Genomic DNA, 20322 nt, shown 5'->3' with positions numbered 1-20322 from the left:
CTATCAAATCAACCTTCCCGCTTCTATTTTCTTCTTTAATCTTCTTTTGGCATTGGCAAAGGTACTTTCCAATTCAGGTCATAGCTCTTTTTGGCCAATTCTGAAGTAAGACTGAGCTTTTGAGGGAGTGCTTTCATTTCATTACTTTGCAATTTAATGCGGATATGGTTTCTGCCTTGTTCATCCTTTCCTATTATTTTAAAATATCCACCCGTTACATTGTATACTTTGCCCTTTTCATCCTTAATAGTCCAACCAAAACGATTAATAATTTTATCTGTGTCATCATCCATTAAAATCGTATCTGCTAGATTTATATATGATATATCCTTTAAAAAAGCTTCTAGTAAAATCGTTGCGTGCTTCTCATTCTTTGGAGATGCTTCATTTAATGGTTCGTCAAAGGTTACTGACATGATCTCAATCGTTTTGCCATCTTTATCTACTCTTACAGGCTTTTCGGCAAGCTGTTTTGGCTCAAATGATACGCCTAGCTCATACGGTTCTGTTTTTTCTAAAGAATCTAATACAAGTGTATATTGATGATCAGATGACAGTGGAGCAAATGCATACTTCCGATTAGAATGACCGTATTCTCCCACGGCCTTACGTGGAGTGTCAAGCACCCTAGTTAAATCTTTTACTTTCTCTCCTTTTTCATTTTCAACATGAAAATTCAGTTTATAATCATCATAGCGAACATAAGGATCTGCTGAATCTACTTTTCCTTTCACTTGTTTGCTTTCCTGTACCAATCTTTTCTTTGCCTCTTCCGTCCATTTCGTTTCATAATCCACTCGAGCAGCAGTCGGTGAATGCATAATGCTGTTTAGATTGATTTGCAGTCCTTGTGGTGTGGTATACGTCATATCGATTGGCAGCACCTTTGAAGCCTTTATTGTTTTTTCTAAATCGAAAGGAATCTTTAAGGACCAATTTCCTTTAACAGTGTCGATCTGATTCCCCACGAACTGTAATAATAGTTTCTGTTCTTCTGTTTCCCCGGGTTTTTTAAGAGTGAGATATCCGTAATTTTCTTGGATTTCTACCCCATACGTTTTAGTTTCTTTAATTACATTCCCTTTCATATCGGTTACCTCTACGTTACTTATGTGAAGCTTATCGGGATGAATATAGTTCTTTTGCTGATCCTTGATCGAATAAACGGCTACAATTCTCATCGGATCAGCCAATATCTCCTCTATTTCAAGAGTATAGCCCTGATCAGTAACAGAGGCATTTACCTTCTGTGAATAACCCTCCTGTGCTGCATATTGCAGTTCTTTATCAGAACCATCAAATAACGATTTAACATAGGCCGCAAAGGTAGGACTCACGGATATCGTCAAAAGCAAAGCGCAGCTAATGGAGACTGGGAGTACTAAATTACTTAGTAAACGCGACCTTTTTCTTGTATTAGCTACCACGTGGCCAGGCATCACAAAATTAGGCTGATCCAATTCCCCAGCTACCTTTTTTAACGTTTGTGTTATCTGTTTGTCAAGATTACTCATACATGTTCACTCCCATCTCGGTAAATACCTGTGTTTCTTTCTTAACTTGCATTTTTTCAGCAATTAACTTTCTGGCCTTATGTAGCCTTGATTTTACCGTTCCCTCGAATACACCAAGGATTTTGGCAATTTCAGCTATACTAAACTCCTCATAATAGTAAAGAATAACTGCAGAGCGATGCTTCGGCGTCATCATCTGAATGACTCGCCAAATCTGTTGCTCTTGCTCCTTTTGAAGAATACTCTCCAATGGGGTTTGCCCTGGATCAATAGAGTCCATATATTCTTCTGTTTTTTTCTTTCTACGCACCATATTAAGTGCACGGTGTGTCACAATTTTTATAAACCATGCTCGAAACGATGTCCCTTTTCGTTGATCATATCGATGAAGCGATTGATACGCTTCCCATAGTGCTTCTTGAACGGCATCTTGAGCGAGATGGTAATCATGGACGATCAAATAAGCGACTCGAAATGCACTAGTTAAGTGAGGTTGAACAAGTGTCTCAAAATCTACAGGTTCTCCTTCCTTGGGTATTGGAAAATGATTTTCTTTCACTTCAAAGACCTCCTCGTTTTTCCTTTCACTTCTTATTCACCAGTTCTCGTATTTTGGTTCATAAAAAAGAAGAAAAAACTTTTCCTTTACTTGGGTCAACTGCTACTTGCGAGCTTACCAATAAATAATCGAAACGCCAGAAGAACTCTGACCAAGTATAGTCAGAATTCTTTTGACGTTTCATGGCATCATGCAACAGTTCGCACACTAATCGCGGATCGTTAGAAACCTTGTGGGTTCGGTTAAGGCTGGACGTGAATTAACTACTGACTTTAAACTCTCACCTTTGCCCCCGGCTATAAAGTAAATCTGATGTCAAAAATGCTCCAACAGGAGGCAGAGTACTAGTATTTATCGGTGTCCCAGTAAGTTCTTTTTCAGTTGTTGCAATCCAATTTCCGTATACTCCTGCTTGGGGAGACGGTGGTTTCATTATAAACCGTCCACTTAAAATCAAGTGGCGAACTTTGATTTGGGGATCGTCAAAAATTTGTAATTGACCAGAATACGAAGCGTATGGTGAATCAAAGATTAGTTGTTTGGCATTTTCATTCCAGGTTCCATTAATACGAATAGGTGTATCTCGAAAATTAACGGTACCTATTACTCGTCCTTCAGTGACCGAGTCAATTGTGAGAACCCCCCATAAAACGGGTCTTCCTGAAATTTCTACACTCAGACCCCATCTTGATGGATATGGCAAACTAGGCATAGCCCTTTGCAAATGAATCCCTCCTAACGCTTATATAGAAACAACATATGCAGAACAGCAAACACCTGCCTATGCTTACATAAAATTCAGGGGAATATAACGTGCATTCTCATCTGCGCCTCTTGAGCATATTCAAACCAAGCGAGAAGTCAGTTAGCCAAGTGGAATAATCTTCATTTTCAAGTGGCCATATAACCAATCTTTCTGTTTCTTTATTTATTATAATCGAATCTTCCTTCCATTTAGCGCAACGCGGCTGCCGATCCATGCTGGCAGCCGCGTTTTAGTTATGTATTAAGCTTAGGGTTCCGTTTGTTGGATGACAATGTTGGGTCTCACACTTAGATTTCAAATTAATAATTTTTTTACTCCCTTTGTTCGTTATATCTTGAATTCGAGATAATTTGTGGTATACTAACTTTATTAAAGTGACTTAAAATAATAATTAAAAGAAAGGAACGCAGTGATCCATTACGAAGGTCATCTAAATTGAAAGTGAGCGTATGGGAAACAATATAAATAAATCAAAAGGAGCAATTATCATGAAGAAACATACAACAGGTATTCACCATATCACAGCATTTGCAAGAAATGCACAAGAAAACATCGATTTTTATGCAGGAATTCTAGGTATTCGTCTTGTCAAAAAGACAGTCAATTTCGATGCGCCTGAGGTGTATCATTTTTATTTCGGCAATGAAAATGGAAGTCCTGGTACGATTATGACATTCTTCCCTTTCGAAACGGGACGGAAAGGCCGTATCGGCGGCGGACAAGTCGGAGTGACTACGTTCGTCGTGCCAACGGGCGCAATGGACTTCTGGGAAGCGAGATTGCAACATTTCGGTGTGGAAATTACCCGAAATACAAGATTCGGTGAACAGTTCTTGCAATTCTCGGATCATGACGGTCTGCAGCTCGAAATCGTGGCACGAGAAGATGGTCCGAATAGCAAATGGTCATTTGGTGGAATACCGGTGGACAAAGCCATTAAAGGTTTTGGAGGCGCCGTATTGTATAGTACGAACCCAAAGGCTACTTCTGATTTGCTTGAAAACGTGATGGGACTCGAAATGCTCGGTCAAGAAGGAGACTGGATGCGTTTCAAGGGAAGCGCAGATATGGGCAATGTAATTGACATTAATATTGCACCAATGGAACGCGGGTCGGGAGGATATGGTACCGTACACCATATCGCATGGCGCGCCAACGACTTTGAAGATCATGAGGAATGGAGAGAGCATGTTGCACAATCGGGATATCAACCAACTCCGATCGTGGATCGTCAATATTTCAATGCGATTTATTTCCGTGAGCAGGGAGAAATTTTATTCGAAATTGCAACCGATCCTCCAGGATTCACCCGTGACGAAGCATTTGAGGAGCTTGGTTCGGAATTGAAACTACCTACACAATATGAACCGCATCGGGCACAAATCGAGAACCTCCTGCCTCCTATCCAGGTACGCGAATTGGAGGGTAAATAATCATGCAGCATATTTTTCAAAAAGGCACTGATCCTTCGAAGCCTACGCTTGTCCTGTTTCACGGTACTGGCGGAACTGAGCATGATTTGCTTCCTATAGCGCAAATCGTATCGCCGGAGTCATCAGTACTGAGCATTAGAGGGAATGTACTTGAGCACGGCATGCCGCGCTTTTTCCGCAGATTAAGCGAAGGCGTCTTTGATGAAGAAGATCTGATCTTTAGAACCAATGAGCTAAATGAATTTCTGAATGAAGCAGCGTCCAAATATGAGCTTGATCGCAACAACTTTATTGCTGTCGGTTACTCCAATGGGGCAAATATAGCCGCAAGCCTCTTATTTCACCACAAAGGTTCCCTAAGAGGGGCAATGTTGCATCACCCGATGGTTCCGCGTCGCGGAATCAAACTGCCCGACCTTACCGGAACGCCTGTATTTATCGGTGCAGGAACGAACGATCCGATATGTGCACCGCAAGAGACGGAAGAACTGCAGTCACTATTAACCCAAGCAGGTGCACATGTTATCGTCCATTGGGAGCAGCATGGCCATCAATTAACGCATTCTGAAGTTCGTGCATCCGCATCTTGGTTACAAAGCCAAATCAAACAGAGGTGAGTCTATGCTAACCATTAACCCGGAGGAGCAAAACGAGCGGGATAATTATAAACTGCTCATCGGCAGTATCCTCCCGAGACCAATCGCGTTCATCACAACATTGTCAGCTGAAGGCGTATTAAATGCAGCACCTTTTAGCTATTTCAATATTGTCTCTGCCGATCCGCCCATGATTTCTGTATCCATTCAAAGGAAAAATGGCGCTCGCAAAGATACATCAAGAAATATTATGGAAACAGGTTCGTTTGTTGTTCATATATCGGATGAGGATTATATCGAGGCAATCAATCAAACCGCAGCCAATCTTCCGCCCGATGAGAGCGAAGTAGACTTAGCTCAACTCACTTCAATCCCGAGCGCCAAGATTAAGGTTCCGGGGATTGCCGAAGCCAAAATCCGCATGGAATGTACGTTAGAGCAATCTCTTGCTCTCGGCGGAACGCCTTCATCTCCATCTTGTGATCTCATTATCGGGAGAATCGTTTGCTTTCACATTGTGGAAGAATTGTATGAGAGTGGACGTATCGATGCACAACGATTAAAGCCTGTGAGCCGACTAGCCGGTAACAACTATTCGAAGTTAGGCGAAATCTTTAGCATTGATCGGCCCAATTGATCTAATCACAAAATGATACAACAGACCAAATCTTTCATCGTAGTAAAGGCTGCCAGATCATTCTGGCAGCCTTTACTTCACGTACTGATCTTTCTATTTCCTACGATAAAAATCAGAATTTAATATTTACAAGAATCCGGCAGCCCGCTCAATGTCCGTTAGTTCAAAACTACCTCAGAAAATACTCCCGTACTTCTAACCAGTTGTTGACTCTAACGTATCCTGTCTCGTTAATATTGTGAGGTGATGTGAACAAAATTCCTTGACCTCTAAATCGTTGAAAATGTTTGACATGATCATCAATGAGGTAATCTGCGTTGATAATGCTCTTATCACCGCAGAAAACAAAATTCATATCATCTAAAAATGGGAAATGTTCATTAAGCCATTCATATTTCGCGGTGAAAGAAGAAGGAACCTCCATGGCTGCTGTGGTGATAAAAACTTCAAACTGTTCGCTTAACTGTTTGATTACTTCCTGACTATCCTTCATTACCTCTAAATCACGGAAAAACGTAGGGTCATTTAAGTATGCAGTAATCTCATTATGGAACTGAGGTCGCAACACGCGAAGACGCGTTCCCATTAAGTCATTCACAGTTAAGTTCTCATGATAATCACGATTAAACACCTGTAAATGTTTCGGGATAAAATCAGCTATAACCTCGTCCATATCAATTGCAATTCTTTTCATATCAGCACTCCTTCTATCTTTGAACACCATTATACATGATTTAAATACTCCGCTAAACTGGCCGTTTATTTAACTCTGATAATAAGTTAGGATCATCTTTCTTCCCCCTTTCCCGTAATTTCACCATTAGAGAGAAGTTGCAGATAAAATGAATTCCTCTTACTCATGTTATCCGATTGTAAAACAAAGACAGCTGATCTAAGTGATCGCTGCCTTTGTTGTTGCATATTGCACTATCGTGTCCCGCAAGCTTATCGCCTGTGTCCAGTCTACAACTATATTATTACTGTCTTATTTCTCAGTACATTTTATCAAACACTAATAAATCTTTTGCATTTCTCCACCCCATGCGTTACTATTTTTATATTGACAATTTTGCAGGTCTAAATAAGGAGGTTAATACGCTATGTGCCCCCGTACCAAAGAACAAAATGAGCTCATACGCATACAACGCAGAGAACAGATCCTGGACGTCGCCGCGCGCTCCTACTTTCGCACGGGCGGCAGCTTTGATATTCGCGACGTCGCCCGGGAGGCAGGGCTTGGTTACGGCACAGTATACCATTATTACCCTAACCGGCATTTGTTGATAGAAGATGTGTTAGGAAGCGGCTTTGAGCGATGCGAGCAAGTTATCGCAACATGGGCGAACATCAACGGCAGCCACCCGGATGACTGGCCGTTGTTGACGTATTGTAAAGCGCTGCTCCGGTTGTGGAAGTCGGACGCCCGCGCATTTCTCGTCTATAAAATGGCGGCGGAACATTTTGCAGGCTTGCCTGAAAGGGATCGACACCACGCCAAAAGAAAATTTATGGAACTTCTGTACGTTCCACTTCAATCAATCGCCCAGTGCGAAGACGACAGCGTCGACCATATGCTTGCCGTGCTGGTCGGTTGCTGTGGGCTGCACTACTATGCGGGAAATTCCGACCTGGACGTCGATCGAATCGCCCGACTCGCTATACAAGCTATTACGAAGGAGTTCTGATACGAACATGGTCATTTTAAAAAGCAAGCATGAAATTGAGGCTATCCGCAAGGCATGCCAAGTGGTGGCTGAATGCCATCGTACAATCGCCCCGCTTATCCAACCGGGTATTACCACCAACGAGATTGAGCGCATATTCGAGGACATGATGTTGAAGCACGGCGCAAAGCCATACCAGAAAGGCTATAAGGGCTATCAATATGCGACCTGTGCCTCCCCCAACGATGTGATCGCACATGGCTTCCCTAGCAATAAGCCACTTGAGGAAGGCGATATCGTGACGATCGACACGGTCGCTGAGCTCGATGGCTGGCTCGGCGATTCGGCCTGGAGTTATGCGGTCGGGCAGATTTCGCCGACGGCCGAGAAGCTAATGCGTGTCACGAAGGAATGTCTTGACCTGGGCATCGAGCAGGCGCAGCCCGGCAATCGACTCGGCGACGTGACGAGCGCGATACAGCGGCATGCGGAGTCACACGGTTTCGGCGTCGTGCGCGACCTTCTCGCCCATGGGATCGGCCGCGACCTGCACGAGGAGCCGACTTATATGCATGTCGGCAAGCCTGGAAAAGGCCTCCGTATCAAGGAAGGTATGGTGTTCACGATTGAGCCCATGATCACCGAAGGTACCTACTTCATGACAATCGATCCGGACGGCTGGACCGCACGGACGATGGACAACAAGCTCGCCGCCCAATACGAGCATACGATCGCCATCACGGCTGATGGTCCACAAATTTTGACCGCGCAATAGAAATTAGAGGTCGACCAACGAAATGGTCGGCTTCTTTTTTTCGTGTTCTGCATAGCATCTATCTTTATGAACGCGATCATATTCAGTGCGAACAATTCATCTCAGGTGAACCGCGCAACAAATTCGGAATCGCCGAGTGACTCGGACGATATGTTCTTGTCACCCAACATTACTTTATTTGCTGTTGCGTTACACAATGAATCATTCCACCATATGCATATAATTCACTTACATGAATTCCGACAATTCTACGCCCTGGAAATTGTCCTTCAATAATTTGTAAAGCTAACTTGTCATGTTCATCGTGATATATAGGAACCAGCACAACTTCGTTTCCAATATAAAAATTCAAATAGGAACCTTTACAGCCGGCTTCTTTTACAACTTTTCTAGTTAATGGTACTGGAATAAGTTGAAAAGGCATTCCATCTGTATTTCTTGCCTGTTGTAATTCTTGATAATGTTGCTCGTGCGCCTTTAATAGATACGCTTCACTTTCACCAAAGGGATCATACTCATAAAGAATTGTATTCTCATTGGAGAAACGTGCTGCACCGTCAATGTGGAAATCCGTATCCTCATTATCGTTATCCTCTCCCCGAATACCCGTTATCCATATAAAGTTTGTTACACCTAAATACTTGGTTAACGTGCTTTCTATTTCTTCCTGACTAAGCGTAGGGTTGCGATTCTCATTTATAATAGAAGTTTTAGCTGCCATTAGTGTACCTTTTCCATTTACTTCTATCCCTCCGCCTTCAAGGCAAACGCTCACTTCAACTTTTGGAATCATATATTTCTTACTAATTTGATACGGAACAAGAGCATCGTTAGTATACGGATATTTATTCCTCCAACCATTGAAAATCCAATGCGTTAAAGAAAGATTTCCTTCTCTATTTTTCACAAATATTGGCCCATTATCTCTAATCCAAATGTCATCCGTTTCGAGAATCAAGAAATCAATTTTCTCCAAATTAACCTTTGCTTCATATAGCTTCGATTGCACATATTCTTTTTCCACTTCATTACATACAACAATATGTAGATATTCACCATAATGAAGCTCTTTTGCCATCGTTATCCAAATATCATGAAGCTTTGCTTTATACCCTTCTCCTCGATGCGTTTTATCATGAGGCCATTGAAGCCAAGTTCCCTCATGTTCCTCCCATTCTGCTGGCATAAAGAACTCGATATTATCTGTAGTTGCCATACCTAACCATCCCTTCTACGAATGTAGAATCATTCTATACTTTGACACGATGTCAAGGTCAACAGAAATAAAATAAACTCCCCTCCGTATGAAACCTTGAAGGGGAGTTTTTGTATCTATTTGCGCACCGGCCAGATTACAACTTTTATATATATCGGCCTCACTTACTCTCTCGGGAATGGGAAAAGCCGCAACTACGCGACGGCAAGAAACTTTTTCTCATTCCCTTTCCAATTCTTCCGATCTCCTCCTCTTACCATTAGTTAAACCTAGAAACAAGCAATAGATCGGCTCCATCACCGCGCTATCGTGTCCCGGTAGCTTAATCAGCACTTGTGAACGATGTGACGATTTCTTCGATAAATATATCTTGCTCTCCGATGTAATAGTTAGAAACATCATCTTGCAAAGCTTTGATTCTAGGGTCACTGATAAATGTTTCTAAGGTATCCTTAGAGTCAAAATACAGATTGAAAATAAATGAATACGGAACAGATGAGCCGTCTACTGAAGATAAGACCTTTTTCACCTCGTACTTCGAAGCGCCCATTTCAAGGACAGTTTTCTTTGATAGATTGGGAAGATGTGAATCAAAATAATAGTTTTCATCAAATGGGATATCTCGTTTGTAACAAAAAGTTAATACGATCATGTCATCAACTCCTTTTAGATATTGATGGCATTATACAGCATGACATTAATGGTATAGTCAATTAAATATAACATATAATTTTCCAACTATCCTGATTCCTTAATTCGCCTGATTCCTTGCACGACTCGCTCCTTGAGACTCTCCCGCAGCGAGTAAATGACCGGTGCCGAAGGGATGTCGAATTTCTGGTGGGAATGGGGAATTTCCGTGAGTAAAGTGCCAATTGCGTTGCCAAGCTTGTCATAGATTACGTTCCAAAATATTCTCGATCTTTTGTCTTCAGTACCCCATTTTTCAAGGGAGTTTCGGAAAATCAACCATTTGGCGATAACGAAATCATTCTCATCGAGCTTCTCCATAGTGCTGAAACCGGCATCTTCCAGCTGTTCGAATATGAACGGCATAAGCTGATCCAAATAAAGACCATAGGCCGCATCTTCGAATTGGGCAAAAGCAGTCGTCAATTGTTCATGCATGGATTCATACAAGGGCCTCCACTCGGACTCGATATATCTGTTGGCCACCTCACTTATTTCTTCAATCGTCATGTCTTGCCGGCAAATCGGGAATCCTTTCTTCACTAGCAAACTCCTCCTTCAATTCATCTCAATTCCATTGTACAACTTGTAAGCCAATTCGAAGGTTAAGTAAAAAATGAGAAGGAATATTAACTAATTTTATAGAAAAACCTTATAAGTTTGTTTAGTCTTGATCTATTGTAATAAGGAGTGATGAGGATTGACGATGCGCCCCAAAAAAATGGCGGCGAAATTCATGATTAGCGCCAGCACAATAAGGAATTACGAGGCTAAAGGCCTAATACCTCCAGCTGAACGATCATCAAATGGCTACCGTATGTATACGGACCAGCACGCAGCCTATTTGTCTTGTATCCAAGCCATGGCTCCGGCATTCGGAATGGCAGTGACGGCCGAGGTGCTTCGTCGTATCCATCAAGATAAACCGCAAGATGCAATGTGGATCATTAGAGAAAAAGAAGTCGCTTTGTACGAGGAAAAAGAGAAATTAGAGAGGTTAATCCAGGATATTCGAATATACGCTAATGAAAATAAATCTCCGTATGCCGAGGAGCCGTTCACCATCTACGAAGCATCCGAACTGACGCAGGTTCCTAAATCGGCGATCCGCTATTGGGAGCAGGCAGGATATGTAACGGCAGATCGCGACCCTGACAATCGTTATCGTCGATACAGTGGATCTCATTTGCTAAAAATCAGATTGATTCAAATGCTACAAAGCTCCGTGTATTCAGAAGATACCGTGAATTTTAAGCAATCCATCGCTTCGGCGGAACATACGGATCTGCAGGGGGTCGTAAATGTGGCTGAGAATATCAGGACTTATCTGGATAAGATCATTGAATCCCAGATGTGTGGGATATCCTATCTACACCAATTAATAAAGTTCTTGTCACCCGAATCCAATCAGAAATCGTAGTCGATAGAAAAGTGGAATAAAAAAAGTAAACTAAAAGATCAGGTATGTTGGCAAAACGACATGACCTGATATTTATTTTGCAAGCAGTTCACATCATTTTATATCTCTCCGACATAGATTACATTATCTCATATGAAGGAGGTGGCATAAAATGGCACAAATTCTAGCATATAACGCAAGCGAGCCAGCACGTGTTACGGATAGTGTGGCGATTCCTGTACCACTTACTCCGGTGGGAATAGGAATTGCCGAATTCAACTTGGTCATTCCGAGCGTTCCAAACTTTGTAGAGCTAAAAGCGATGGTAGGTATTCGAGGTGATGTCAATATTGGAAGTCTACTATTTCGGATTTTTCGTGATGGTCAAGTTATTTTCTATGCACAGGAAGGCTTTGAATCAGCCGGCTCTGAACAATTTTATTTAGTTCCTATACAAACGGTTGATCCTAATGTAACACCGGGCGCTCACGCTTATACGCTGTCAGTTGAGAATTTAACGGCTGATAGTGCTGCAACGGTTATCGGCCCTATTGTTTTCAGCGGGTTGGCTGTATCTGCCTAATCTAGATAAGAAAAGACTAGGGAACAGTAATCTCTGTTCCCTAGTCTACTATATTTTAGGGTTTATGAACTGGCACTTTTTCTACGGATACATAGTTACAACTTCCATACAATTATGAAATGAAGTCATGGTTTAACAAACTATCGTGTCCCGTTAGTGCAATGTATGTTCTTTACAATCATTGGCTAACCCAATTTGGAATATGATGTCCAAAGTATCTACCTATCTTTTCAACTTCCTCTCGCCGTCTCGTCATCATTTTTAAGAGAAAAAAGTCTGCCAGAATGTAGCCACGGTCAACCCAATGAGCAGTGTAACCATCGTCCATCCTGCTATTTTTCCGAACAGCTTCGTCCTGTATTCTCCCATCAATTCTCGATCACTGGTCATAAGTACCATGAAGATCAGGAGTGGCAACATCAGTATCCCGCCGATGACTTGCGTGATAATGGAGATTAGATTTAACGGCAAATCTGGTATTAAGATGGCGACCGCTGCAAATACGAGACTGCCGATATAGACAGCATAGAACTTAGGCGCTTCCGTTATTTTGTCGTTGAGGCTCTTGGACCAACCAAATAATTCGGCAATGCTCCACGAGGATGACAAAGATACGGTGATGGATGCAAGAAAGCCTGCATTGAACAACCCAAGGCCAAAGAGTATAGCTGGCCACCGCCCTACGACGTCGTGAAGTGCGCCTATCATTTCAGACGGTCCTGCATCGCCGATGTTCTGTACATGGCCAAACAGTGCTGCACCGCAAATAATAATGCCTGCTGCAATGATAACTTGTATGATGGAACCTAGTGCCGTATCTACTCTGCTAAAACGAAGCTCTTGTGCAGTGATCCCTTTATCGATCGTGCCGCTACCTTGAAAGAAGATCATCCATGGGGCAACGGCGTTCCCTACTGTAGCGATGACGAACCAAATCATCCCATCTTGCATTTCTGCAGGAACATTCCACGTCGTGAACGCACGACCAATATCAGCGACACTGGGGTGTGTCATGGCTGCGACGACTAGAAAAATGACGTTTAATGCGCCTACAAATAACGCGATTCTTTCTTTCGTCCAATAACCGGTGAAGAGAACAAACGCAATGACAAGCAATAAACAAAAGATGGAGCTCATCCACAGCGGTATCCCTAGTAAGACTAGCCCTGCTGTCATTCCGATAAATTCCGTGATCAACGTCAACAAATTCTCGAACGCCAGTGTTGAGATATGATAATACCCCCAGAATCGGCCGTACCGTCGCAGGGCTAACCTTGAAAATCCTTCTTGCGTTACTGCGCCTAACCGCATGCTCATTTCTTGAATCGTGAATGCCAACGGCACGAGACATATGACTAAGGGTACAAAAAGGCCGATCCCGAACTGCGCTCCTGTGACAGCATACGAGATCACCCCGCCTGCATCATTATTGGCGATGGCTGCGAGCAGTCCAGGACCTAAAAGAGCCCACAACACCCACACATACCTGCGTTTTCCTAATCTTCGATTAGCTAGAATATCCTTGATTTTTGAGTTACTTGTTTCTGACTGTACTTGACTCATCAACAGATCACTTCCTATGCAATATTTGTGATGATGCAATGTATTCCACTCTGTTGAGAAATGTGCAACAAAATTCCAACATGTTGAGAAAATAAAAAACAAAAAACCATAAGTTGATGTTCATCTTCAAGATAAACGTCAACTTACGGTTGGTAAAGCGAACTCAAGGTGCTCTAAGCAGAAGGTGTGATCTGTGAAAGACGTTGCATGACAAGCTGTACAGCAATCGCATCATCTAAATATCCGAGAGGAAATAAATAATCAGGAATGATATCCACTGATGATATAAAATACAGTAATCCGCTGCCAAGCACAGCACGCTCGTGGATGGGCGTATTCACATCGCAATATTTCTCAAACATGAACTTCAATTGTTCGATGAAAGGCCCTGCCCCATTCACTTGTTCCACTTTCGAACGAAAATCCTTATGAATCATCTGATTCCCCTCCGATGTTAGCGCATACTGCTCATACTTCTCTAATTCCTGCCGAACACGTTCAGTCGTGTATTTCTGATCAAATAGGAACGATGAAGCCAATACCTCTTGAATCGAATCCACGGAGTGATGAATATCCGAGAGCATTCCTCTCTCTGTCTCTGTTGCACTTCCATCAACGATTGTTGCTTCAACTAATTTCTCTAATGGAATGTGCAAATGTTCAGCGAATAGTTTTAAGTGTTTTAATTTAGCAGGTTGTTTGCCGTTCACAATGCGGGAAATCGTTGCCGTATCGATCCCTGTTAATGCACTTAGCTTGCGCATGGACAGCGAATGTTTCTTAAGCATAGATTTGAGGAATAAGCCGAAATTGGAATCCATTGAAATCGAGCGCCTCCTTTCTTTGGAGAAATGAAGATCGATTCATGTTCAATATATGATTGGAATGCAGGACTGTTTCTTGATTATTAATGCGATGACGAATCATGTTACGGATGATGCAATATTATCCTCAACAAGATGCACAGAACACAACACGCCACCATATGTTGTTAACACAGCACATGACTATCATGAAAAAGAGGTGTAAATGAAATGTACAAATGCATTCATTGCTTAAGAGTACTGAACGAAACAGATACCGAAGGTTGGGTGTTTCAGAAAGGAATCTATATTGAACCAGGTACTGGCGCTAGGATTCATCTCGGGATATGCCATACGTGTCAAGTCGGATCTGGGGTTGAAAAGCTCACGGTAAAGCCAATCGAGCATCGTTGTGTCCCCATGGATACGGTTAACGATTGGCTCCCTATTTATGATTATATTCTAGATTTTCGGCAACAGCACTAAACGTGTAACAACCACTGACCGATCAAAATTTGTATCGATTTACATGGGTGGAATTCGCAGATTTGTTTTACAAAAAACCCGCAAGTAGTTCGCTTAGAAAGGCAAACCGCTTGCGGGTCGGTATTATACTGAATAGCTACACGGTGCCCGACTCTCGACCCGCTTCACTCATGAAGGAATCCTAGCTGTACAGCATGAAGAACTGAAGTTCATGCCCCTTCTGTTTCAAATAATTATAAAGCTGCGAACGATGGTGAAATGAATGCGTGACAATTTCAATAAGCCACTTGATTTGAACCGTTCCATGTTCCAAGTAGAATGCTTTGGTGGACTTGTTCAGTAGCTCATCCTCGCTTAATGAGAGCATATACTCCCGTAATAGATCGTAATTTTCCCGAAACCGTGCCGCCAATTCCTGGGGGGCCTTCATTAATTTCACGCTTGTCTCTATTTGCTCTACTTCCTCTTGTGTTTTTTCTTGCAGAATAGCTAGGTCGGTGACTGGAATAGACACAAGATGATGCGTCAACTCCAATAAAGTTCGCATATTACTCGCTGGCCGATAACCCCACTCATCCTGATTAATTCTAGCTAAAAGTGACTCTACTGTACGGACAACTAATTCCAATTCGTCCAATAGATGATCCCGAATTTGTTGAACACCATTCATACTTTGAACTCCTTTTTATTCCTTTTGTTTGACCCATAGCCCCGACTTACTCTTCTATCAATTCATAACGGTTACACAAATCACGGGCTTTTTCGTAGAGAACTGCCCTTAACGATTCTGGCTCCAGTACGTTCGCGTCTGGACCAAGAGCAAAAAAGAACCTTGTTGCCCATTCCCATTCTGTTTCTGGGCACTGGAAGTCAACTTCCCAGAGCTCGTCCTGCACGGCGTACACTTTTTCCCCGATATGAGGGTCTTGTTCGACAAGGAGCATGCCCCTGTACGTTAATGCTGCGCGAATCCGAATGCACTTACTCACGGCATCCCCGTTTATCGGTACGGATTGCTTCGCCTGAACTTGAACTGAATCGAGATCAGCATCTTGCAGTTCTTCAAAGCGATCGGCGCGGAACATTCTCAACTCTCCATGCGTAGGCGAGTAAGCCTCACAGTACCAGAACCCATGCTCAGCATACACCCTTTTGGGCTGAAGCAGCAGCCAGCGACGATGCTTCTCTGACCGATAGTACGCCTTCATCCATTCCCCTCGAGAACAGTAGTCGATCAGCTCATTCAATAGCGGGGCTTTGAAGGAGCGTTTGGGCACCTCGACACGCATTAATTCAAGAAGCGGCTCAACTTGCCGAAGCGCATCCGCAGGGAGAATGTGGCGTATTTTGTCCATGACTGTCCACCTCTCACGATTAAAAGGGGTATCCGCATAGGACGTCAGAGCACGCAATGCCACGAGCACCGTCAATGTCTCTTGGACATCAAGCTGTAATGGAGGCAAACTATAGCCTTCCGACAGGCGATACCCACCTGCTGGCCCTGTCACCGCATATAGCGGTATGCCCATCTCCGAGAGTGCTTGCATGTCCCGTATAATCGTACGTTTAGACACCTCAAGCTTATCAGCGAGCGTTTGCGCAGATTCCTGCCGCTGCTGCAGCGCAATCACGATAGCGATCAAGCGATCCATTCGCCTCACATCGGCCTCCTCCTTCCGTTCAGGTCTAACTCGGTGCAAGTTATGATTTCATCATATCACACGCTCAGTGACATCTTGTATGTCACCAATAGAAAACGTGTTTAACCTTTTATTTGAATACATTTTCTATTGGCCTGTTATCAAGAGAAGGAAATAGAACCTACATTGGCTTATGACGAAAGAAATTATTATTCGAAACGCGAACTTTAATGGTATATTATTTCATGTAATGAATAATAAAACTAGTACGATAAAGGAGGGAATTATGAAAACGTTTCGTTTTAGATTGCCGTACTTGCTCATTGTAAGCTTATTGGTCATGCTTTTCGTTCCCCAGTATGCTTATGCGGAAGAGCGCGCAAGCACCCGAATAGCAGCTGATTCAACTCCCATTATCAGCGGCGTGAGTCCGGCAGACGGCGCAATGATTACCGAGAGCTTTACGAACATCAGCTTTGCGCTTGGGATTCCAATAGCAGATACGGGTTCGATCATGATCATAGTTGATGACCAACAACTTATCGAGCCGAATTATATGCATGGTATGGTGTTTACGTATTGTTCTAATTTGCAGAACGGTTCTCATTCCTTAATCATTCGTGTCTTAGACCATGATAAGAAAATATTGCAGGAATACAATGGAAGCTTCAACGTCAGACTTTCCGTATGGGACAACAGCGTCTTGGAAGCAACGAATATCGAAGCGGATTCACTCCGTTTATCATGGACGCCTGCCAAAGAGAGCTTGGGTTACAGAATATACGGCAATGGCATACTCATTGGAGATGTGAATGGAAATGTAACCTCATTTGATGCAACGAAGCTGATGCCAAATACAGCATACACCTTTAAAGTCGAGGCGAAACGATCTGACGGCAGTTGGACAACCGATGGCCCTACCGCTTCCGTGGCAACATTCCCACAGGATCGTATAAACCCGATTATCGAATCGGTGTCTCCCGCTGATGGGGATGAATTAACGACAGCCTGGCCGAGGATCACGGCCAAAGTATATGATGAGGACTCAGGCCTAAATATAAACATGAGTATGGTCGGAGTCGACAATAGGGTGGTGCCGTTCAGCTATGACGAAGCATCTAAGACGTTCTCGGCGATTGCTCCAAGATTGCCAAGCGGGACGCATTCCCTTCTGATTTTTGCCACAGATAACGACGGTAATCAAACGAGGTATACCAGCAGCTTTACCGTTAAATATGGGGCGGTAACGCCTTTTTTGGAATGGAGCCATAAGCTTCGTGCCGCTCTTGACGAGGGCGATCCGACAGATGTAGAGGATGTGCGCAGACTAAGCTCTGAACTTGCAGAATTGAACGAGACAACCGAGCTCTCCTTGATTGATCCGATTTGGAACAAAATCAAACTCAAGCTACCTGCATCTGTTGACCAGACTGAGTTAAAAAAGAAGCTGTTTCATATTATTTTGACGATTGGCTCGCTCCTATACGATCAACAGGAATCCGGGTTAGAAGCCATCTTGACTGATCCCGAATTTCTGGGGACATTGCATATTATCGCAGCGGCAGGTGGAGAAAATAATCTGACGATGGAAGATATTATTACGTTTATTTTCGGGGATGGCAGCAATCTCAGAGGTATCGAAGGGCATTTTCTTTATTATCTTTCGGAATTGTCTCCAATTGAACTGTTTGGTCTTCTAGGCGATAATTCGAAAAAGACGTACATCCTGATGAAAGCCATATCCAATCAGTTTAGTCAAACAAGCTATTACAAAATCAGCTCGATGATGAGAAATCTTAACGTCACCGCTCAAGATGTTCAGTCGACGTTACTGAATTTCCGGCAAAGGCTGAAACATGACGGACCGGCCGTTCATGCATTAACAGTTGCTTATATCCGCTTAATGGCCCAGGAATCGGTTGAAGTTAGCAGTGATGGCTATCAGCACAATTACAGCTTGAAGGTAGCCTCCGTTGACATTCCGCCGCAAGCAGTAATATGGAGTAAGGTATCCGGAAGCTCCCATTTCAGTATCACGCCAGACGGCGTCGTCTCCATTCCTGAAGAGGAGTATACTGCAACCGCGGTTATTCAAGCGGCACTCGTCAATCCCTATCGTGGAGTGAATAAAGTTATTTTCCAGAAAGAAGTCACCATAATCCCCTACAAAGACCAAAGCGTAATTTTCCAGAGCATAATGAAAGCTTTCGAAAGAAAGTTAGGTGAAGTACAGAGCAAGCTTAACGTCGCGACAAAGCACGAAGAGCAAACATCGCTGCTATTGGACTTAGTGAATGCAGGGAAACAGTCGATCAAGCAGATCAAGTCGTTAAGTATTTCCGAAGCAGCCATAACGCATGCCATTGACACGATCACAAACGGGCTTATACAAGTGGCCAGCAGTTTGCTGGTCTACTAAACAGCACCTGCAAGTTGTTAGTATTGCCTTAGTTCAACAAAAAAAGGAGCTGCCTACAAGCAAGCTCCTCAACTCTCGTGTCTCGTTTGCTCAATGAACACTTGTGAGGGTTTAGTCCAACGTTGGCAGCAACCGCGATATAACATATCCTGAGCATGTTGAATTATATCCTTGCCCACTCTTCATAAAGCTCAGGGGCATCGATTCTAACTTGGTCTAAAAAAGTATGACGGAAACCTATATTATTCAACTCGGAGAGTAGTTGATTGGGAATATGAAGGATTGTCTTATAGGAATTGACGTGATCTATGACCTTTATTGCATGCGTTTCAGTTAAAAGAATGTGCCTTAAAGCTGCATCCAATCTTGAAAAACCCAACCGCCTCATATCTCGAATGAGCTCTATAATTTGCTTCGTTATGTGTTTATCCAAATAGTTAACTTGTAATAGGTATTGATCTAACGAGGGTCCACTTATATATTCTATGATGTTGTAATTAGGTCCTGCCACAAACAGTTTTGGGAAAAAAGGTGAACTTTGTGCAGCTAGTAGCGCGTTAGCTTCTCTTATTGCTTCTGCCTCAATTGCATATATTTTTATACATCGGTCGGGAGCTAACCGAAACACTGCGCCCTGTGCACCAGCACCTATAAACGGGTAGGAGGTCGGATTATGGAAGGCTACCTGATAATTCATTCCTGGTCTATGGACGCCAGGATAAACGGTAATCGCTTTAAAATCATCCAACATTGCAGCACCTCTCTAGATGAAATATGATTCCCAGACAGGGAAATGAACTCTGAGCGGTTGTATAAAAGTAGCCAACAATTTTTTTCTAATATTTAGATAATTACTAAGAGCTAGTTTTTCATGATCGGCTACGCCCCATTCCACAGGGACAATCGATATTGATTCCATTATCTGCCATAATTCTAAAGACTCTATTCTATTTAGTGCTTGTGCAAATGGGTTAGCGTTATCGATATACGGTACAAATCTCTCATATAACTCGCCCCAGTATGTGAAAATATGGTTTTGATGACCAGAAATGGACTCAACTGTCCAGTTGGGCCCCGCTAGGATATTGGCATGGTCTATCAACCAAAGCTTCGTTTTTACTCCTTTGGATAACAAAACATTATTTTCTCCTTCCGGTCTCAATAAATGGCGGTCATTATTGTTTAGCCAATAATCAAATAAGATCATATCCGCGGCTTTGCTGATGTTCATCACTTGAGAGATGTCTGCTTTTGATAGATTTTTGGTTTTAGATTCAATAAAATAACTGCCGAAATGAGGCCCTACTTCAACACCCAGGTATTGCAGAGTTGGCGATGAATCGATGAGTTCTTGGGATACATATATGATTTCTCCTCTCGGCACAGGAAGTTTCAACCATTTAGCTAACCGATACGAAATCAGTTCATTGGCCAAGACTCGCTTTCCTTGTGGATTGGACATGAATTTGACAACATACCTATTACCATCAAGGCAAAGAAATAAGTGAGGATTGCTCCAACCATAATTCATTGGACTGAAGTATTGTATAGCCTGCAACACGTGCATCACCCCCTCTTA

At 42.9% G+C, this 20322-nt stretch carries 22 protein-coding genes; 9 read left to right on the top strand and 13 right to left on the bottom strand.

The genetic code is table 11. The features are described 5' to 3' along the window. Positions 1 to 35: 35 nt before the first annotated feature. From GCU39_RS07590 to GCU39_RS07580, 3 genes are all read right to left on the bottom strand, one after another. Positions 36 to 1514 carry a DUF4179 domain-containing protein gene (locus GCU39_RS07590; RefSeq protein ID WP_152392959.1) on the bottom strand — a complete coding sequence of 493 codons (1479 nt, stop codon included), beginning with the start codon at positions 1512 to 1514 and terminating at the stop codon, positions 36 to 38. Then, positions 1507 to 2073, bottom strand: coding sequence for an RNA polymerase sigma factor (locus GCU39_RS07585; RefSeq protein WP_152392958.1), 567 nt, complete (start codon positions 2071 to 2073; stop codon positions 1507 to 1509). The genes GCU39_RS07590 and GCU39_RS07585 overlap by 8 nt, the downstream gene beginning before the upstream one ends. Before the next feature lie 280 nt (positions 2074 to 2353). After that, on the bottom strand, positions 2354 to 2797 hold the full coding sequence (locus GCU39_RS07580) for a hypothetical protein (RefSeq protein ID WP_227793479.1): 444 nt from the start codon (positions 2795 to 2797) through the stop codon (positions 2354 to 2356). A gap of 530 nt (positions 2798 to 3327) precedes the next feature. Between GCU39_RS07580 and GCU39_RS07575 the strand changes: the two genes are divergently transcribed. The 3 genes from GCU39_RS07575 to GCU39_RS07565 are packed head-to-tail and all read left to right on the top strand — an operon-like array spanning position 3328 to position 5505. Then, the gene (locus GCU39_RS07575; protein ID WP_152392957.1) at positions 3328 to 4272 is read left to right on the top strand and encodes a ring-cleaving dioxygenase; all 945 of its coding nucleotides are present in this window, start codon (positions 3328 to 3330) and stop codon (positions 4270 to 4272) included. 2 nt (positions 4273 to 4274) lie between these two features. Next, positions 4275 to 4889, top strand: a complete 615-nt coding sequence (locus GCU39_RS07570) for an alpha/beta hydrolase (RefSeq protein ID WP_193726809.1) — start codon at positions 4275 to 4277, stop codon at positions 4887 to 4889. 4 nt (positions 4890 to 4893) lie between these two features. After that, positions 4894 to 5505, top strand: a complete 612-nt coding sequence (locus GCU39_RS07565) for a flavin reductase family protein (protein WP_152392955.1) — start codon at positions 4894 to 4896, stop codon at positions 5503 to 5505. Between the two features lie 169 nt (positions 5506 to 5674). Here the strand turns inward: GCU39_RS07565 and GCU39_RS07560 are convergent, their stop codons facing one another. After that, positions 5675 to 6199, bottom strand: a complete 525-nt coding sequence (locus GCU39_RS07560; protein WP_152392954.1) for a 5' nucleotidase, NT5C type — start codon at positions 6197 to 6199, stop codon at positions 5675 to 5677. A 406-nt stretch (positions 6200 to 6605) separates the two neighbouring features. Here GCU39_RS07560 and GCU39_RS07555 point away from each other — a divergent pair, with 406 nt between their 5' ends. Both GCU39_RS07555 and map read left to right on the top strand, forming a co-directional pair. Further along, positions 6606 to 7190, top strand: coding sequence for a TetR/AcrR family transcriptional regulator (locus GCU39_RS07555; RefSeq protein WP_152392953.1), 585 nt, complete (start codon positions 6606 to 6608; stop codon positions 7188 to 7190). Positions 7191 to 7197: 7 nt separating this feature from the next. Further along, positions 7198 to 7944, top strand: coding sequence for a type I methionyl aminopeptidase (gene map, locus GCU39_RS07550; RefSeq protein ID WP_152392952.1), 747 nt, complete (start codon positions 7198 to 7200; stop codon positions 7942 to 7944). Positions 7945 to 8113: 169 nt separating this feature from the next. Here map and GCU39_RS07545 read toward each other — a convergent pair whose 3' ends face one another. The 3 genes from GCU39_RS07545 to GCU39_RS07535 all read right to left on the bottom strand — a co-directional run bounded on the left by GCU39_RS07545 (position 8114) and on the right by GCU39_RS07535 (position 10393). Next, a complete protein-coding gene (locus GCU39_RS07545; protein WP_152392951.1) occupies positions 8114 to 9160 on the bottom strand; it encodes an agmatine deiminase family protein in 1047 nt (348 codons plus the stop codon). A 322-nt stretch (positions 9161 to 9482) separates the two neighbouring features. Then, on the bottom strand, positions 9483 to 9812 hold the full coding sequence (locus GCU39_RS07540) for an EthD family reductase (protein WP_152392950.1): 330 nt from the start codon (positions 9810 to 9812) through the stop codon (positions 9483 to 9485). 86 nt (positions 9813 to 9898) lie between these two features. Continuing rightward, a complete protein-coding gene (locus GCU39_RS07535; RefSeq protein ID WP_152392949.1) occupies positions 9899 to 10393 on the bottom strand; it encodes a DUF6022 family protein in 495 nt (164 codons plus the stop codon). A 163-nt stretch (positions 10394 to 10556) separates the two neighbouring features. Here GCU39_RS07535 and GCU39_RS07530 point away from each other — a divergent pair, with 163 nt between their 5' ends. After that, positions 10557 to 11270 (top strand): MerR family DNA-binding transcriptional regulator, encoded by a 714-nt coding sequence (locus GCU39_RS07530; RefSeq protein WP_152392948.1) that lies wholly within the window; start codon positions 10557 to 10559, stop codon positions 11268 to 11270. Between the two features lie 151 nt (positions 11271 to 11421). Continuing rightward, positions 11422 to 11832 carry an exosporium protein C gene (locus GCU39_RS07525; RefSeq protein ID WP_152392947.1) on the top strand — a complete coding sequence of 137 codons (411 nt, stop codon included), beginning with the start codon at positions 11422 to 11424 and terminating at the stop codon, positions 11830 to 11832. Positions 11833 to 12093: 261 nt separating this feature from the next. Here GCU39_RS07525 and GCU39_RS07520 read toward each other — a convergent pair whose 3' ends face one another. Beyond that, entirely contained in the window at positions 12094 to 13395 is a 1302-nt protein-coding gene (locus GCU39_RS07520; RefSeq protein ID WP_152392946.1) for an NRAMP family divalent metal transporter, read from the bottom strand. 173 nt (positions 13396 to 13568) lie between these two features. Further along, complete coding sequence (locus tag GCU39_RS07515; RefSeq protein WP_152392945.1) at positions 13569 to 14216, bottom strand: DUF1232 domain-containing protein; 648 nt, start codon at positions 14214 to 14216, stop codon at positions 13569 to 13571. A 213-nt stretch (positions 14217 to 14429) separates the two neighbouring features. Here GCU39_RS07515 and GCU39_RS32465 point away from each other — a divergent pair, with 213 nt between their 5' ends. Continuing rightward, on the top strand, positions 14430 to 14684 hold the full coding sequence (locus GCU39_RS32465) for a DUF3973 domain-containing protein (protein ID WP_152392944.1): 255 nt from the start codon (positions 14430 to 14432) through the stop codon (positions 14682 to 14684). Between the two features lie 181 nt (positions 14685 to 14865). On the opposite strand, the gene GCU39_RS07505 is transcribed toward GCU39_RS32465, so the two are convergent. Next, positions 14866 to 15354 (bottom strand): DinB family protein, encoded by a 489-nt coding sequence (locus tag GCU39_RS07505; protein WP_152392943.1) that lies wholly within the window; start codon positions 15352 to 15354, stop codon positions 14866 to 14868. A 46-nt stretch (positions 15355 to 15400) separates the two neighbouring features. Then, positions 15401 to 16336 carry a helix-turn-helix transcriptional regulator gene (locus GCU39_RS07500; RefSeq protein WP_152397129.1) on the bottom strand — a complete coding sequence of 312 codons (936 nt, stop codon included), beginning with the start codon at positions 16334 to 16336 and terminating at the stop codon, positions 15401 to 15403. 274 nt (positions 16337 to 16610) lie between these two features. On the opposite strand from GCU39_RS07500, the gene GCU39_RS07495 reads away from it, so the two are divergent. After that, complete coding sequence (locus GCU39_RS07495; RefSeq protein ID WP_152392942.1) at positions 16611 to 18743, top strand: fibronectin type III domain-containing protein; 2133 nt, start codon at positions 16611 to 16613, stop codon at positions 18741 to 18743. A gap of 163 nt (positions 18744 to 18906) precedes the next feature. On the opposite strand, the gene GCU39_RS07490 is transcribed toward GCU39_RS07495, so the two are convergent. Further along, complete coding sequence (locus GCU39_RS07490) at positions 18907 to 19494, bottom strand: serine/threonine protein kinase (RefSeq protein ID WP_152392941.1); 588 nt, start codon at positions 19492 to 19494, stop codon at positions 18907 to 18909. A 12-nt stretch (positions 19495 to 19506) separates the two neighbouring features. Beyond that, positions 19507 to 20304 (bottom strand): HipA family kinase, encoded by a 798-nt coding sequence (locus tag GCU39_RS07485; protein ID WP_152392940.1) that lies wholly within the window; start codon positions 20302 to 20304, stop codon positions 19507 to 19509. Between the last annotated feature and the right edge of the window lie 18 nt (positions 20305 to 20322).

Origin of the sequence: Paenibacillus guangzhouensis, from assembly GCF_009363075.1 — a bacterium.
In the GTDB taxonomy this organism is placed as follows: domain Bacteria; phylum Bacillota; class Bacilli; order Paenibacillales; family Paenibacillaceae; genus Paenibacillus_K; species Paenibacillus_K guangzhouensis.
The sequence above is the reverse complement of the archived record's forward strand: the minus strand, read 5'-3'. Positions and strand labels throughout refer to the sequence as shown.

Coding starts and splice junctions, on each gene's coding strand:
- GCU39_RS07500 (WP_152397129.1), bottom strand. CDS start 16,336: ATGGATCGCTTGATCGCTATCGTGATTGCGCTGCAGCAGCGGCAGGAA.
- GCU39_RS07555 (WP_152392953.1), top strand. CDS start 6,606: ATGTGCCCCCGTACCAAAGAACAAAATGAGCTCATACGCATACAACGC.
- GCU39_RS07520 (WP_152392946.1), bottom strand. CDS start 13,395: ATGAGTCAAGTACAGTCAGAAACAAGTAACTCAAAAATCAAGGATATT.
- GCU39_RS07495 (WP_152392942.1), top strand. CDS start 16,611: ATGAAAACGTTTCGTTTTAGATTGCCGTACTTGCTCATTGTAAGCTTA.
- GCU39_RS07575 (WP_152392957.1), top strand. CDS start 3,328: ATGAAGAAACATACAACAGGTATTCACCATATCACAGCATTTGCAAGA.
- GCU39_RS07560 (WP_152392954.1), bottom strand. CDS start 6,199: ATGAAAAGAATTGCAATTGATATGGACGAGGTTATAGCTGATTTTATC.
- GCU39_RS07525 (WP_152392947.1), top strand. CDS start 11,422: ATGGCACAAATTCTAGCATATAACGCAAGCGAGCCAGCACGTGTTACG.
- GCU39_RS07590 (WP_152392959.1), bottom strand. CDS start 1,514: ATGAGTAATCTTGACAAACAGATAACACAAACGTTAAAAAAGGTAGCT.
- GCU39_RS07545 (WP_152392951.1), bottom strand. CDS start 9,160: ATGGCAACTACAGATAATATCGAGTTCTTTATGCCAGCAGAATGGGAG.
- map (WP_152392952.1), top strand. CDS start 7,198: ATGGTCATTTTAAAAAGCAAGCATGAAATTGAGGCTATCCGCAAGGCA.
- GCU39_RS07505 (WP_152392943.1), bottom strand. CDS start 15,354: ATGAATGGTGTTCAACAAATTCGGGATCATCTATTGGACGAATTGGAA.
- GCU39_RS07565 (WP_152392955.1), top strand. CDS start 4,894: ATGCTAACCATTAACCCGGAGGAGCAAAACGAGCGGGATAATTATAAA.
- GCU39_RS07540 (WP_152392950.1), bottom strand. CDS start 9,812: ATGATCGTATTAACTTTTTGTTACAAACGAGATATCCCATTTGATGAA.
- GCU39_RS07515 (WP_152392945.1), bottom strand. CDS start 14,216: ATGGATTCCAATTTCGGCTTATTCCTCAAATCTATGCTTAAGAAACAT.
- GCU39_RS07530 (WP_152392948.1), top strand. CDS start 10,557: ATGCGCCCCAAAAAAATGGCGGCGAAATTCATGATTAGCGCCAGCACA.
- GCU39_RS07570 (WP_193726809.1), top strand. CDS start 4,275: ATGCAGCATATTTTTCAAAAAGGCACTGATCCTTCGAAGCCTACGCTT.
- GCU39_RS32465 (WP_152392944.1), top strand. CDS start 14,430: ATGTACAAATGCATTCATTGCTTAAGAGTACTGAACGAAACAGATACC.
- GCU39_RS07490 (WP_152392941.1), bottom strand. CDS start 19,494: ATGTTGGATGATTTTAAAGCGATTACCGTTTATCCTGGCGTCCATAGA.